Here is a 14,105-nt window from a genome sequence, read left to right on the forward strand (position 1 = left end):
GAACCGGGCAACCGCTCATCGGGAAGCCACCTGTGAGACACAGATCTGCTCCACCAGGCCGTTGAGGGTCGGGGGGGTCATGAAGATCCGCGGATCCACTTCCTCCTCCATGCCGAACGCCTCTTCCAGCGCCAATAGCAGCTCCACTCGATCGATCGAATCCAGGCCCAGTTCGGCGGCGATGTGCTCCTCGCCGCTGATCGGCCCGGTCAACTCCGGCCGGATGCTGCGGACCGCTGCCACCAGAACCTCAAGGATCGCTTGGCTGTCCGTTTCCTGGGCACTCAACAGATGCCCTCCCAGACGTAGGGTTTCTCGCTCTGATGGTTACCCTGTGTAGGCGTATCAAAACTCAGAGTCAAGGGATGGGCATGGGCGCACTGTCGGGTAAGACGGCACTGGTCACTGGCGGATCTCGCGGTATCGGACGATCCATCGTCGAAAGGCTCACAGCAGAAGGAGCACAGGTCGCCTTCGGATACCGCCAAGCCACGGATGCGGCCCACGAGGTCGCGGCCGCCACCGGCGCACGGCCGATACAAGCCGATATCGGAGTAGCCTCCGACGTCGCCAGCCTGTTCGACCTGGCCGAGCAGGCTGTCGGGCGCCTCGACATCCTGGTGAACAACGCCGCGGTCTGGCTGCCTAGCGGACGGATCGAAGAGGCCAGTGAAGCAACCTACGAGACAGTGATGGCCGTCAACGCCAAAGGCACATTCCTTGCGCTCCAGCACGCGGCAATCCGCCTCGCCGACGATGGCCGCGTGATCAACATGTCCTCGATCGGCACGCAGCGTCCGGCCCCGGGGAACGCCATCTACGCGGCCAGCAAGGCCGCCGTCGAGCAGTTCACCGCCATCGCCGCTCTGGAACTAGGAGTACGCCGCATCACGGTCAACTGTGTCGCCCCCGGCGCCACCGACACCGCCATGCTCGAGCAATCGCTGCCGCAAAAGCTCCACGCACGCGCCGCACGCAACACCATCCTGGGCCGTCTGGGAACTGGTGACGACATCGCCGGCATCATCGCCTTCCTCGCGGGCCCCGATGCCGGGTGGATCACCGGGCAGACCATCAGCGCCACCGGAGGCCTTCTCTGACCCGGATCCACGAGTAGTCACCGAGTTGCGAGCTGAAAGGCCCGCCACTCGGGTCCGCGCCCGCCCGGATCGCCACCCACGCCCGCCGCCTCCAGGTGCGCCTGCCACCTGGAGCACGGCTCCTCAGCACGGTCCTGAACCGGCTCGCCCTCCTGCCCGACCCCGGCTAACCAAGACTAATCCGCCCCTTCGATCCGGAAACCCCCGAGGCCCGTGGAACCTCCGCCCACCGCAGCGGCAGACGGCTCACAGGGCTGCCCAGCCCACCAGGAGAGCAAGATCGAAACCGACCAGAACGACGATCACGGGCCATTCGTGGATCTTGCCCTGAAGATCGCTCCACCCTTGCCAGCAGCCACCGGGCCCTTCGCCGCCCAGCCGGCCACCAAAGGATTACCAAGCAGCCACAGACGCTGATTACTCTAAGTGCTTAACTGACCACTGTCCGTACTCGACGGTTCTGCGGCAGTGCAATGCGCATGGGACCGGACCTGCGATTCTCCGGGACATCAAATGGAAAACTTTCTAGCAGATGATTCGCCAGAAACGTCAACCTACGACTACATCGTCGTCGGCTCTGGGCCTGGCGGCGGACCTGTCGCCGCAAATCTCGCTGAGGCCGGCTTCTCGGTGCTCGTTCTCGAGGCGGGTCCGCCCAGCGGCAACGAGGTCTACCGGGACGTTCCCATATTCTTCGCACAAGCCACCGAGGACCCTGAGGTGGCCTGGGAGTACTGGGTTCAGCATAACGACGGGGGCAAAGCCGCTCACGGTGACATGTGGGTCGATGAAAAGGACGGGGTCCTCTACCCCCGAGCGTCAGCCCTCGGCGGCTGTGCCATCCACAATTCCGGCATCATCATGTACCCAGCGCACAGCGACTGGGACGACATCATGGAGTTGACGGGTGACAATGGATGGCACCACGAAGCCATGTGGCAGCACTGGCAAAAAGTGCTCGAATGGCAGGCCGTTTCCTCCAAGGACCCGTTCGCCCAACTGGAGTCTCCGCGAACCGATCCTGGCAGCCTGATCACGTCACTTGAGGGCCCGAACTGGTTCCTCAAGTCAATGGGGGACGCCGAACGTTCGGGCGAGCTCAACGACAAGGACAACGTCGGCACTTCAGGACCCTGGAACCTCCAGATCGGGATCAAGGCCGGCGTGCGCCAAGGTGTCCGGGATCGCCTCATCTCGGCCGAGCGAAACTGCCCGACGCTCGAAATCCAGTGCGATGCATTGGTAGAGAAAATCCTCTTCGAGCCCGGACAGACAGGCCCCAGGGCGGTAGGCGTCCAGTTCCTGAACGGACGTCATCTATACGAAGCCTCACCAAAATTTCAGGAAACGACCGAGGAGGAGCGGGCAGCTCTTCGACAGGTGGTCCGAGCTCGTCGCGAGGTCATCATCGCGGGCGGCACCTACAACAGCCCGCAGATCCTCATGCTGAGTGGAATCGGCCCCGCCGACCACCTGCGGGCCCACGGCATCGAAGTCCTCGTCGACTCACCTTGCGTCGGCACCAACCTGCAGGACCGGCGTGAAATCTCAGTCATCGACCGCTACGCCCTACCGGAGCTGGCGGAAAATCCCTATGTAGGCGCACTCATCAAGTCGCTCAGCCCGACAGGACCACGGCTGAGCGTCTGCCTGTCCGGATGGCGGGCCGACCCAGAGAATTCTCAGCTGGGCCAGTTCGGCATTCCCTGCATCACCTATCGCACCGAGGGCGCCGACGGATCCGCCACCAACTGCGTCACGATAGGGGTGCCTATCCAGTTCCGGGCCCACCACCCGGGTTGGGTCAAGGAGGCGTTCGCACACGTCGGGCAGTCCTGGACCTGGTTGACGCTCATGGGGTACACCGGGGACCGGAACGGCTACGTGCGCCTGCGTTCAGGCGACCCAACCCGCTGTCCGGATATCAACTTCCGCGCGTTCGGCAACGGTGCGGGTGGAGAAAAGGACCTTGCCGCGCTGACACAGGCCATCGAGATGTGCCGCGAGCTGAATCGCGTCGAACCCGGCGAAGGCGAGATCTTCCCCGGCCCCGACGTCCAGGATCTCGGCGACTTCATTCGTAAGGAGCACTACGGCCACCATGCGGCGTGCTCCAACCCGCTCGGAAGGACCATCGATGACTCGGTCGTCGACAGCTCCTTCAAGGTCCACGGAGTGGAAGGGCTGCGCATCGTAGATGCCTCGGTATTTCCGAAGATGCCCGGCCTGTTCCTTATCGCAGCTGTCCAAACCCTCTCTCAGAAGGCCAGTATCGACATTCTTCATGATGCAGGCGACTAAAAATCGACGCAACGGTGTGTTATCGGAGAGTCACAACGGAAAGGATCCTCCATGTTCACCAAGCTTCAAGAGCGCAAAATCAACCACTTCTTCAACGTACTCGACCCGGATGGGGCCGGCGCGCTGACCTTGCCAACAATCGTAGCCATCGGTGACCGCTACGCCCGGATCCGCGGCTATGCCCCCACTTCCGCCGAGGCGCAGCGCCTGCGCGCGGCTCTGGAGCACTGGTGGAAGACGGTCCTGTCCCCCATGGACGCCGACGGCGACCGTCGAATCACCCGCGAGGAGGTCTCGCAGAGGGTGGCGGCGGCGCTCTCCGACGCCGAGGGAGCCGAGGCGTTCCGTGGTGCTGGCGACGCGTTCTTCGAGGTCGCCGACGTCAACGGGGACGGGCGCCTGATCAAGGACGAGTATGTGGACATCTTCGCCGTCGGATGCGGGCTGGCGCGGCGAGATATGGTTCAGGCGTTCCAGCGCCTGGATCTCCAAGGTCGGGGCTACCTGGACCTGGACGAGTGGCGCAAGCTGGTCGAAGAGTTCTTCACGAGCACGGACTCCGACGCCCCTGGGAACTGGCTCTACGGCACCTACTGAATCGGCCATTGCCGCCGTGAGCTGTGGTGAGCTCGGCGACGGCAAGCCGGCGGCAGAGCGCGATGGCGTCCTGTGGGAGAAGTGCCCCCTCGGCGGCCAAGAGGTGCCGGAGGCTCTACGGACGGTTCGGCCGCTGACGCCGAGCTGCTTTCCGATCCGTGCCGAGGTTGCAGCGACCTGGCCGCGCACGTTGGCCCAGTCAGCCAGCAGGAGGTAAAGCTGCCACGGGTCGGGGTGCAGCTGCCCGACGCCCGCGTCGGTGTGCAGAGGCGGACCAGGGCCATGCTCCATAGCGGCACATCGGCGTACGGAATGCCGTTGCCCTTGGTGAGGATCTGCTGGGCGCGGTGCCGAGTCGAACGGCCCCGCCCCAGCAGCCGCTTGGACACCAGTGCGCCTGCCGATAACGCCATCCGCGCAGGTCATCCGGCTTTCGTGGCCCTACCAGCGGCGCCTGGCCGATCTGCCGGCCAGGCGCCGTGACGTGGTCGTCGAACTGTGCGTGGCGGCCCCATCCCGGATTCGCTCGTTTCTGAACGATCATCACAGGTCCGTTAGGGACCGACCGCATCAAACCCCTCCCGGACCGCAAACCATCCGGGGTATCAGCTCGCCAATCGGAGGTAAAGTAAGAACGGTCAAGGGATGCCATCCGCCCCGTGGTTGCTCGTTCGATGCTCGTCGGCACCTGATACGGCATAACACCGGGCGGCATTCTTGGACATTTCGAGTGCGGGCAATGCATGACACCGCGACACAATGAGACACGATTCGATAGTGGTCGGCATTTTAAACGGCGACTTTTAATCCGTAGGTTCCGGGTTCGAGCCCCGGGCGCCCTACCACACCACACCCCATCCGACCTGGGCTTTCTCGGTTACTGAGCCTCTTCTGAGAGGCGAGGATGGTCGAGTTCGTGCTCGTCAAGTGCTCTTCGGCAACACGTGCCTGGGCGCCCTGACAACCACGACAGCGGGGCGGGGGCCGCTCACCTGGCTACGACATGTATCAGGTCAAGCGTTTCTGCAAGCCACCGTCCTCCACGCCTTCAGTTTGAAGAGCTCCCGGCAACGGCCGTATCGGGTTCGGGCGGGCACGTTGTGATGGGTTCGCCTGGCTGGGCCCGGGGAACCCATCACCGCGTGCGCGTCAGGCGCCGATGATCGCTTTGTCCGAGCGCAGGGTCTCGGTCCGGGTCTGGAGGAACGTGCGCAGCGTCCTGGCCTCCGCGTCGACCTTGGCGGTGTCGGCTCCGTCGTTCAGCTTGTAGGCGGCGACGAGGTCGTCGAGCAGGCCGGAGGCGGTGCCGTTGGCCAGGAGCTTGGTGTACAGGGCGCGGTACTGGTCCTCGTAGAGCTTCTTGAAGGTGGCGTTCTTGAGGAACTTCTCCTTCAAGGGGTGGCTCATGCGCATCATCCCACCGCCGCCTGGACGGCCCTGTTCGCCGCCTTCGGGCGGGGTGAAGCCCTGAGGCGGCTGCCCCGGCTGGTTCTGCGAGGCCCGCCCCCGGCCGAAGCCGCCCATCCCGATCGTGTCGTTCACGCCACTCTTGGCGTCGCCGCTGAAGGCGAGGTTGAGGTCCCAGGTGATGACCTTGAACTTCTTTGTGCCCGAGTCGTACCACAGGTAGTAGTTCTTGCCGGGGCCGGCCATGTCGTCGAAGTTGACCATGATGTGCTGCAGGGCCAGGTAGCGGGCGAACGAGGTCACGTCCAGGCGGTCGGCCAGGCCCTCGGCGAACTCAGCGTCGGAGGCTTCGCTCGTCCATTTGACCAGGTCGATGACCGGCTGGAGGTCCTTGCCGCCGACCTTGTTGATCTGCTTGAAGTCGTTGGTGTACTCGGTCTGGTCCTCACCCTTGTAGGTGAACGAGCCGGTGGCCAGTGACTTGTACAGCACGCCGTCGCCGAGTTCGGCCGCGTAGCCCTCGTCCAGGTACTCCACCACCAGGCGCGGGGTGGAGGAGCGGCCGTTGACGGTGAAGGCGATGTAGGCCGAGCGCTGGGTCGGCTCGCCGGAGGCGCCGACCAGCGCGATGCCGAGCGCTTCGTTCAGCATCGTCGTCGAGCCCATCGCGGCCGGCCGTACGGCGACCTGGGTGTGCCCCTGGTAGCGGCGGCCCTCCACGAACTCGTCGAAGCTGATCAGCCAGGGCAGGTTCTCCGGTTCCTCGGCCTTCAGGGAGGCGCCGAACATGCCGCCTCCGGGCGGCCCGCCCTGGCCCTGCGGCTGCCCGTTGCCGGGTGGCTGCCCGTTCTGGGGTTGACCGTTGCCGGGTGGCTGGAAGCCTTCAGGGGGTTGGAAGCCCTCGGGCGGTTGGAAGCCGTCGGGCATCCCTTCCGGCCGCCGGCCGCCGCCGGGCACGGCCCGCCGCTTGGACTGCCCCTTCCAGGTCAGTTGCCCCAGCGTGGAGTTGCCCTTGAGGCGGACGCCGACGCTCGGGACGCGGGTGCCGTCGATGGTCAGGTCGGCTTCGACGTACTTCTTCTCGCCGTCCTTGAAGTACTCGCTCAGCATGTCCTGGTAGGCCTCGTCGGTGAAGGTGAGCTTCACCTCGTGCGCCGTGGAGGCGTCGAACAGGTCCTTGGCGCCGGTCAGGTTCGTGGTGACGGTCCTGGCCTCGGCGGACTGGGCGGTGGTGACGTACGGGCGGATCGTGCCGCTGCCGAAGACGCCCCAGCAGGCGGCCAGGAACGCCGCGCACAGCGCGACCAGCTTCCAGTTCTGCCGGAGTTTGACGGGGACGCGGTGCTTGAGCTGCTTGGTCTGTGCCATGTGCCGGGCCTACAGGTCGGTCTGGTCGTATCCGGTCAGGACGGTGACCGACTGGCCGTGGTTGCGCTCGCGCAGGGAGCTGATCAGGTCGCCCGGCTCGCTGCCCTTCTTGATCTTGACGGTGTACATGAGTTCGGTGAGTGCCCCCGCCCTGATCGACTCCATGCTGACCAGCTCGAACTCGTCGGTGTGCCGGACGAGCACGTCCTGGATCGAGGCCGTGAAGTCCTCATCCGAGGGGACCTGGACCTTGACGACCTGGCGCCGCACGTTGAGCTGGAACCAGTTGAACCGGTGCATGACCATGACGATCAGCGAGATGGCGACGGCGGCGACGATGCCCAGCAGGTAGAAGCGGGTGCCGACGGCCATGCCGACGCCCATCACCAGGAAGATGAACCCGACGTCGCGAGTCTCCTTGATGGCGTTGCGGAACCGCACCACCGACAGGGCGCCGACCAGGGCGAAGGCGCGGGCGATGTTGGACCCGACGACCAGCATGATCAGCGAGATCAGCATGCCCAGGACGACCAGCGTCTGGACGTACGACTGGCTGTAGGACACGTTGCGGTGCGTGGCCCGGTACACCCAGCCGATCATGGCGCTGAGCACGAACGACAGGGCCATCGCGATCGCGATGTCGGCCACGCTGAACGTGCCGGACAGGTCCTGGAAGGAGAAGTCCATGGGGGTCATGCCTCCGAGAGAACGGTCGAGGGGATGAGGTCGTGGTCGGGAACGTGGAAGATCGAGCGCGGCGCCAGCCCGTGGGCCTCGACGCTCTGGCAGTACTTGGAGACCCGCACCACTTGCAGGTTCCGCTTGGCGGTCAGGTCGGTCAGCCAGTACGGCACCCGCTCGTTGGCCTTGACCTCCACGATCGACTTGCCGGCCGGGACGATGAGCCGGTTCTCGGCGTCGGCGCCGAGGTGGAAGTCCCGGTCGCGGCCGCGGATGCGCTGGTCGAACGTCACCCGCAGGCCCACGTCGGCGTCGCGGCCGAGGTAGGCGTGCCGCTGGTAGCCGGTCATGGCGACGGGCCGCAGGTCCAGGCGGAGCACCAGGTCGAGCACCTCTTCCAGGAAGGCGCGCTGGGAGGGGTCGTGCTCGACCATCTGCCGTCCGTCGCACAGGCGCAGCGCGTCGGCGTACGGGAGGGACACCCGCCGCTTCTGGGTGACCCGGTTGACCCGCTGCTTGATCTCGACGAACACCGGCGTGGAGCCGTCCACGGAGAAGCGGTCGCCGTAGTGGCGCACCCTCAGCTTCCTGCGGAACTTCAGCCCCTCGATCTTCTCCCAGTAGAAGCGCAGCTGCCGGGTGTCGTAGTAGACGCTCCAGATGCCGTAGCCCGCGTCTCCGCTGTGCTGGTCGCGATCGAGTCGCTGCTCGATCTCCTCCCGCAGCGCGACCGCCTCCGACGTGTCCACGAGGTACTTGATCTCGTAGCGGTTGAAGGCGTGCAGCTTGCTGGGGGCCCGCAGCCGGTGGCCCTGGTCGCCGTCCGCCTCGGACGGGGGCTGATCGGCGCTTTTGGCTGCGGAGACGGCTGGTTTGCGGAACCTTTTCAGCAAGGTCCCTCCTTTCGTCAGCACACATCTGACAGCACGAAGCTGGGAACAATGTGTGAACCGCGTCTGACGAGAAGGTGAACCGCCGGCGGGCTCAGTCGTCCCGGTGCTGTTCGAGTGGCAGCAGCACGCGGAAGGTGGTGCCGCGGCCCGGGACGCTGGTCACCTCGATCCGGCCGTCGTGCGCCTGCACGAGCGCCGCGGCGATGGCCAGGCCCAGGCCCGTTCCGCCGCTGTCGCGGGAGCGGCCGGGGTCGGCCCGGTAGAAGCGGTCGAACACGTGCGGCAGATGGCCGGGCTCGATGCCCTGCCCTTCGTCGCGCACCTCGACCAGCGCGGCCCTGGTGTGCGCGGCGGGCCCGTCGCCGGCGTGCACGACTCCGGGAGCGGGGACCCCGGCGACGGCGCGGGGGGCGACTTCGACCCGGATCTCCGCGTCAGGAGGCGTGTGCCGCATGGCGTTGCCGACCAGGTTGGCGATGACCTGGTGCAGGCGGTGTTCGTCGCCGAGCACGAACACCGGCTCGGCGGAGACGACCAGCCGGATCGGCCGCTCGCGGTCGCGGGCCTGGGCGGCGTGGACGACGTCCCCGGCCAGCACGTGCAGGTCCACGACGGTGGGTTCCAGGGTGGGCTCCTGGTCCAGCCGGGCCAGCAGCAGCATGTCCTCCACCAGGACGCCCATGCGTTCGGCCTCGGCCTCGATCCTGCGCAGCAGCCGCTCGGCCACCGCGTCCCGGGGGCCCTGGCCGTGGTGGTAGAGCTCGGCGAAGCCCCGGATGGAGGTGAGCGGCGTACGGAGTTCGTGGGAGGCGTCGGCGACGAAATGGCGTAGCCGCTGTTCCGACTGCTGGCGGGCGCGGAGGGCGGTGGACAGTCGTTCCAGCATCGTGTTGAGCGTCTGGCCGAGCCGCCCGATCTCGGTACGCGGATCGGTGTCGGCGACCCTTCGGTCGAGGTCGCCGGCGGAGATCGCCCGCGCCGTGCGTTCGACGCGGGTGAGCGGGCGCAGGCCCAGCCGTACGACCGCCCAGGCCACGGCGCCCAGCAGCACGAGCACCAGCGTTCCTGCGGCGGCCTCGATGACCAGCAACTGCTGCACGGTGGCGCGGTTGGCCTCCAGCGACATCGACAGGGCGATGCGCTCGCCGTTCGGCAGTTCCCTGAGCAGGACGCGCCAGTCCTCCCGCCCGCTCCGGTCCTGCACGGTGAACGGCCGGTACGGCACGGACGAGATCGCCTCGGCCGGGACCTGCGGGCCGCCCGTCGTATCCGTGGGGATCACGCGGGCCAATCGCCCCGAGGGGTCGTAGACGGCGATCCGGAACTGGGTCGGCAACTGGACGCTCCCGGGCGGCGGCGGAGGTCCGATCGGCGGCCGGCGGGCGGAGGTGGTCGCGGAGAACTCGGCGAGCTGCGCGTCCACGCGCGAGAGCAGCGACTGCTCCAGCATCACGGTGCCGGCGATCGCGAAGACGGCCAGCCCCGCCGCCGACAAGCCGAGCAGGGCCACCAGCAGGCGCAGCCGCAGCGGCCACGGACGGCGTGCCACCCTCACGACGTGCTCTGCAATCGGTAGCCCACGCCGCGCAGGGTGTGGATCAGCGGCGGCCCCTCGGCGTCGATCTTCCGCCGCAGGTAGCTGATGTAGGACTCGACGATCCTGCTCTCGCCGTCGAAGTCGAAGTCCCAGACGCGGTCGAGGATCTGCGCCTTGCTGACCACCCGTTCCGCGTTGATCATCAGGTACCTGAGCAGGCTGAACTCGGTCGGCGACAGATGGATCGACCGCCCGGCCCGCCGTACGGTGTGGGCCTGCTCGTCCAGCTCCAGGTCCGCGTACCGCAGGACGCCGTCGTCGATCTGCTCCTCCGGCGGACGCGTCCTGCGCAGGATCGCCCGCAGCCGCAGCACGACCTCCTCCAGGCTGAACGGCTTGGTCACGTAGTCGTCGCCACCGGCGGTCAGCCCCGCGATCCGGTCGGGCACCGCGTCCTTGGCGGTCAGGAAGAGCACCAGAGGGCTGTCACCGGCCTCGCGCAGCCTGCGCGCGACCGCGAACCCGTCCAGACCGGGCATCATCACGTCCAGCACGATGATGTCCGGCCGCTCCCGGGCCACCTCCCGCAACGCCTGACGGCCGTCCGCGGCCGTCCGCACGGCGAAGCCGTTCAGCTCCAGAGCCTCCGACAGCAGCTCGCGAATGTTCGGCTCGTCGTCGACCACCAGCACTTTCGCGGCGAGTTGTTCGTTCACCACATCGTTCTACCTGCACATGGTGAGAAAAACGTGTGAGCTCATGTGCCACATCGGTACAACGTCTGGGCGCCGCCGAACGGTGACCGGGCCGGAGCGTCGGTCGGCGTGGTGCCGCCGTACTCGGCGGCGGGCACCGCCGTGCACGTGCCACTGATCCAGGCGGTACGCGCCCGGGCCGCCCCTCCCCCGCCTCCCGTCATCGGCTGCGGGACGGAGCCGCTCAGGACGTAACGCAACTGACCCGCCTTGACCCAGCGATCGAGCTGCGCGACGCTCGGCGCGGGATCGGCCCCCATGAAACCGCCCATGCCGATCACCGTCTCATCGCTGCTCATGATGTATGCGGCGACGCCCATGGCGGGAGCGTTGACCGCGAGCTTGATGCGAGCCCCGCCGGAGTGGGCGACCGCGTAGTCGAGGATTCCGCGCTGCTCGGCGGTGAGCGTGGCACCTCCGCCCATCGGGCCGCCCGCTCCGGGCCGCGGGCCTGGCAGGCCGGGCAGACCAGGCGGCCCGCCGCCGGAGCCGCCCCGTCCGCCCACGACGAGCATCGGGCCGCCGAACCCGTTCGACGGGCCCGCGGCGGGGTTGACGCCGTTGAGGTCCGGCGGCCCGAAGGCGTAGGCGAGCGACCACGTCCCCGGCGCCAGTAACGCGGGGACGAGCACGGCCACCGCCACGACCGGCCCCGTACGGGCCGCGCGAGGCCCGGTCAGGAGGACAGCGACCGCCACCACGGCGGCGGCGAGCACCGCGTAGCGCAGCCAGCCGTGCCACGACGCATCGCGCGAGATCAGCGCCCAGGCCCAGGCCGCGCTGACCGCCACCGCCCCGGCAGCGGCCACGCGGCCTCGGCGGTGGCGGGACAGCTCCACCGTTCCCGCGCCGACCAGCGCGCCGATGGCGGGCGCCAGCATCGTGGTGTAGTAGGAGTGGAAGATGCCGGAGGCGAAGCTGAAGACGACTGCGTTGCCCACCAGCCAGCCGCCCCACAGCAACCACCCGCCGCGCACGGCCGGCACGATGGCAACCCTCCGGCGCCTGGCCGACGTGGCGAACACGGCGGCGGCCACCACGATCAGCAGCGCGAGCGGCAGCAGCCAGCTGATCTGCCCGCCTACGACCTCATTGAACATACGCAGAGGGCCGGCCTCACCGCCGAACCCACCGCCGCGCGGCATGGGGAACTCGCCGCCGTACGGCTGGGGCGGCCCGCCGGCCGAGCCGGGGAGCGGGAACCCGCCCGGCGGCGGCTCGGGCATGCCGCCCGGCCCGCCGCCACCGAAGCCGCCGCCGAAGATCCGGCCGAGGCCGTTGTACCCGAGCACCAGATCCAGCGCGGTGCCGTCGCTGCTCCCTCCGATGTACGGCCTGTCGCCCGGCCACAGATCCACCAGCGCCACCCACCACAGGGAGCTGACCAGCAGCACCCCGCCCGCCGCGGCGAGGTCACCGATCCGCCGCCGCCAGGGCGCGCTCGTGCCGAACAGGTACGCCAGCGCGAAGGCGGGCAGGCACACCCACGCGGCCAGCATCTTGGTGGTGAAGGCGCATCCGATGAGGAAGGCGGCCGACATCAGCCATCCTGTGGCCCGGCGCGGTGCGATGCCGGCCTGCAACGCGCGGGTCAGTGCGTAGGCGGCGGCCACCAGCAGCAGTACCAGCAGCGTGTCCGGGTTGTTGTCGCGGTTGATCGCGACGGTGACCGGGGTCAGGGCGAGCACGAGGGCGGCGATCAGGCCGGCGCCCTCACCGGCCCACCGGCGTACCGCACGATGCAGCAGGAAGACCGCCGCCACCCCCTCGACGATCTGAGGTAGCAGCAACGCCCAACCGTGATAGCCGAAGATCCAGGCCGAGACGACCTGCGGCCACAGCGCCATCGGCGGCTTGTCGACGGTGATGACGCCGGCCGGGTCGAAGGAGCCGAACAGGAACGTGGTGACGCTCACCGACATGGACTTGACCGCGGCGCTGTAATACGTGTTGCCCCAACCCCAGGTCCAGAAGGACCAGCCGTAGAGCAGGGCGGCCAGCAGGCAGATCACGGCAAGTGCGTACCGGCGGGTGGCGGCGCGCCCGAAGATGGCGGTCATCGGATGGTCAGCTCTCTGAAGTGGTGGCAGCCCGGCGGAAGACCCAACCGCGCAACAGTAGGAACCGCCCGGCCGTGCCGAGCACGCAGGCGCCGACCAGCACCGTCAGCTCCAGGGCGCGCGGCGGGTCCGCGACGATGGCGTGCAGGCCCAGCAGCGCGCCGGAGGTCAGCGCGTAGTACAGGCCGAAGACCACCAGCCCGAGCAGGTGCGAGCGCGTGGCGGAGCCGCGGGCGACGGACTCGCGGGAGGCGGTGAAGGTGAAGCGGCGGTTGGCCTCGGTGTTGAGCACGGTCGTCAGCGTCAAGGCCAGCAGGTTCGCCGGCAGCACGGGCAGCCACCCCCGCAGCAGCGCGTACAGGCCCAGATGCGCCAGCGTCGACAGCACCCCAATGGCGCCGAAGGAAACCACCTGCCACAACAGCCCGCCACCGCTCCCGGTGGCCAGGACGGCGTCCGGGTGAGCCGCCCGCGGCCGGGGCCGCCGTGGCAGATCCGGTACGCGCGCCGCACCCGACGCCTTGGCCCTGGCCACCCGGATCAGCCCCTTGACGTCCTCGACGGCGGTGGCGAGCACCTGCACCCTGCTGTCGACGTCCTCGACCCAGTCCACCGGGATCTCCTGCACCCGCAGCCCGTTGTGCTCGGCGAGCAGCAGCAGTTCGGTGTCGAAGAACCAGCCGTCGTCCTCGACCTTCTCCAGCAGCGGACGGATCACCGCCGTGCGGGCGGCCTTGAACCCGCACTGCGCGTCGGAGAATCCCACTCCGTGCGTCCACCGGATCAACGCGTTGTACGCCCGCGAGATGATCTCTCGGCGCGGCCCGCGCAACGTGCGTGCCCCGCGTGCCAGCCGGGAGCCGATCGCCACGTCGGAGTGCCCGTTGACCAACGACGCCGTCAACGGCAGCAGCGCGTCCAGCCCGGTGGACAGATCGACGTCCATGTACGCCACGACATCGGCCTGGCTGCGCGTCCACGCCGTCCGCAGCGCCAGTCCCCGCCCCTTGCGCTCCAGCCGCAGCACCCGCACCTCACCGCCGTACCGCTCGGCCAGTTCGGCGGCCACGGCAGGGGTGCGATCGGTGCTCGCGTTGTCCACCACGGTGATCACCCATCTGAACGGGAAATGCCGCTTCAGATGGTCGTGGAGGACATCGACGCAACCGGGCAGAGCCCGCTCCTCGTTGTGGACGGGCAGCACGATCTCCACCGTCGTGGTCAGCCCGGGAGGCGTGGGATTGTCACCGCGGGCAGCCGGGGCATCATCGGTCATGGCCTCGTCGGTCATGCACACCACGATTCGCCCGATCGCAAGTCGGTCATACGATCAGTCATCGCACGCAACTGTGTGAGTCATGTGAGAGCCGACCGGCGGTCGTGCTCGTTCGCCGCAGATTCTCCGG

General features: G+C 67.9%; 11 protein-coding genes. 3 read left to right on the forward strand and 8 right to left on the reverse strand.

The window, feature by feature from the left end:
- Positions 1–15 precede the first annotated feature (15 nt).
- Entirely contained in the window at positions 16–288 is a 273-nt protein-coding gene (locus ABZ815_RS50305; RefSeq protein ID WP_355207545.1) for a phosphopantetheine-binding protein, read from the reverse strand.
- 83 nt (positions 289–371) lie between these two features.
- Between ABZ815_RS50305 and ABZ815_RS50310 the strand changes: the two genes are divergently transcribed.
- The 3 genes from ABZ815_RS50310 to ABZ815_RS50320 all read left to right on the forward strand — a co-directional run bounded on the left by ABZ815_RS50310 (position 372) and on the right by ABZ815_RS50320 (position 3,998).
- Entirely contained in the window at positions 372–1,100 is a 729-nt protein-coding gene (locus tag ABZ815_RS50310) for an SDR family oxidoreductase (protein ID WP_357709950.1), read from the forward strand.
- Positions 1,101–1,613: 513 nt separating this feature from the next.
- Complete coding sequence (locus ABZ815_RS50315) at positions 1,614–3,401, forward strand: GMC family oxidoreductase (protein ID WP_357709952.1); 1,788 nt, start codon at positions 1,614–1,616, stop codon at positions 3,399–3,401.
- Between the two features lie 51 nt (positions 3,402–3,452).
- A complete protein-coding gene (locus ABZ815_RS50320; RefSeq protein ID WP_357709954.1) occupies positions 3,453–3,998 on the forward strand; it encodes a hypothetical protein in 546 nt (181 codons plus the stop codon).
- Positions 3,999–5,147: 1,149 nt separating this feature from the next.
- On the opposite strand, the gene ABZ815_RS50325 is transcribed toward ABZ815_RS50320, so the two are convergent.
- The 7 genes from ABZ815_RS50325 to ABZ815_RS50355 form a co-directional block, all read right to left on the reverse strand.
- Positions 5,148–6,773: a CotH kinase family protein gene (locus ABZ815_RS50325; RefSeq protein WP_357709956.1), complete on the reverse strand. Its 1,626-nt coding sequence runs from the start codon at positions 6,771–6,773 to the stop codon at positions 5,148–5,150.
- Positions 6,774–6,782: 9 nt separating this feature from the next.
- Positions 6,783–7,469 carry a DUF4956 domain-containing protein gene (locus tag ABZ815_RS50330; protein ID WP_357709958.1) on the reverse strand — a complete coding sequence of 229 codons (687 nt, stop codon included), beginning with the start codon at positions 7,467–7,469 and terminating at the stop codon, positions 6,783–6,785.
- On the reverse strand, positions 7,466–8,347 hold the full coding sequence (locus ABZ815_RS50335) for a polyphosphate polymerase domain-containing protein (protein WP_357709960.1): 882 nt from the start codon (positions 8,345–8,347) through the stop codon (positions 7,466–7,468). Before ABZ815_RS50335 ends, ABZ815_RS50330 begins: the two co-directional genes overlap by 4 nt.
- A 91-nt stretch (positions 8,348–8,438) precedes the next feature.
- Positions 8,439–9,902 carry an ATP-binding protein gene (locus ABZ815_RS50340; RefSeq protein ID WP_357709962.1) on the reverse strand — a complete coding sequence of 488 codons (1,464 nt, stop codon included), beginning with the start codon at positions 9,900–9,902 and terminating at the stop codon, positions 8,439–8,441.
- Positions 9,899–10,600 carry a response regulator transcription factor gene (locus ABZ815_RS50345; protein WP_357709964.1) on the reverse strand — a complete coding sequence of 234 codons (702 nt, stop codon included), beginning with the start codon at positions 10,598–10,600 and terminating at the stop codon, positions 9,899–9,901. Before ABZ815_RS50345 ends, ABZ815_RS50340 begins: the two co-directional genes overlap by 4 nt.
- A gap of 41 nt (positions 10,601–10,641) precedes the next feature.
- Positions 10,642–12,699 (reverse strand): glycosyltransferase family 39 protein, encoded by a 2,058-nt coding sequence (locus tag ABZ815_RS50350; RefSeq protein WP_357709966.1) that lies wholly within the window; start codon positions 12,697–12,699, stop codon positions 10,642–10,644.
- A gap of 7 nt (positions 12,700–12,706) precedes the next feature.
- On the reverse strand, positions 12,707–13,990 hold the full coding sequence (locus tag ABZ815_RS50355) for a glycosyltransferase (RefSeq protein ID WP_357709969.1): 1,284 nt from the start codon (positions 13,988–13,990) through the stop codon (positions 12,707–12,709).
- Positions 13,991–14,105 lie beyond the last annotated feature (115 nt).

This window comes from Nonomuraea sp. NPDC047529 (assembly GCF_040642995.1).
Lineage (GTDB): Bacteria > Actinomycetota > Actinomycetes > Streptosporangiales > Streptosporangiaceae > Nonomuraea.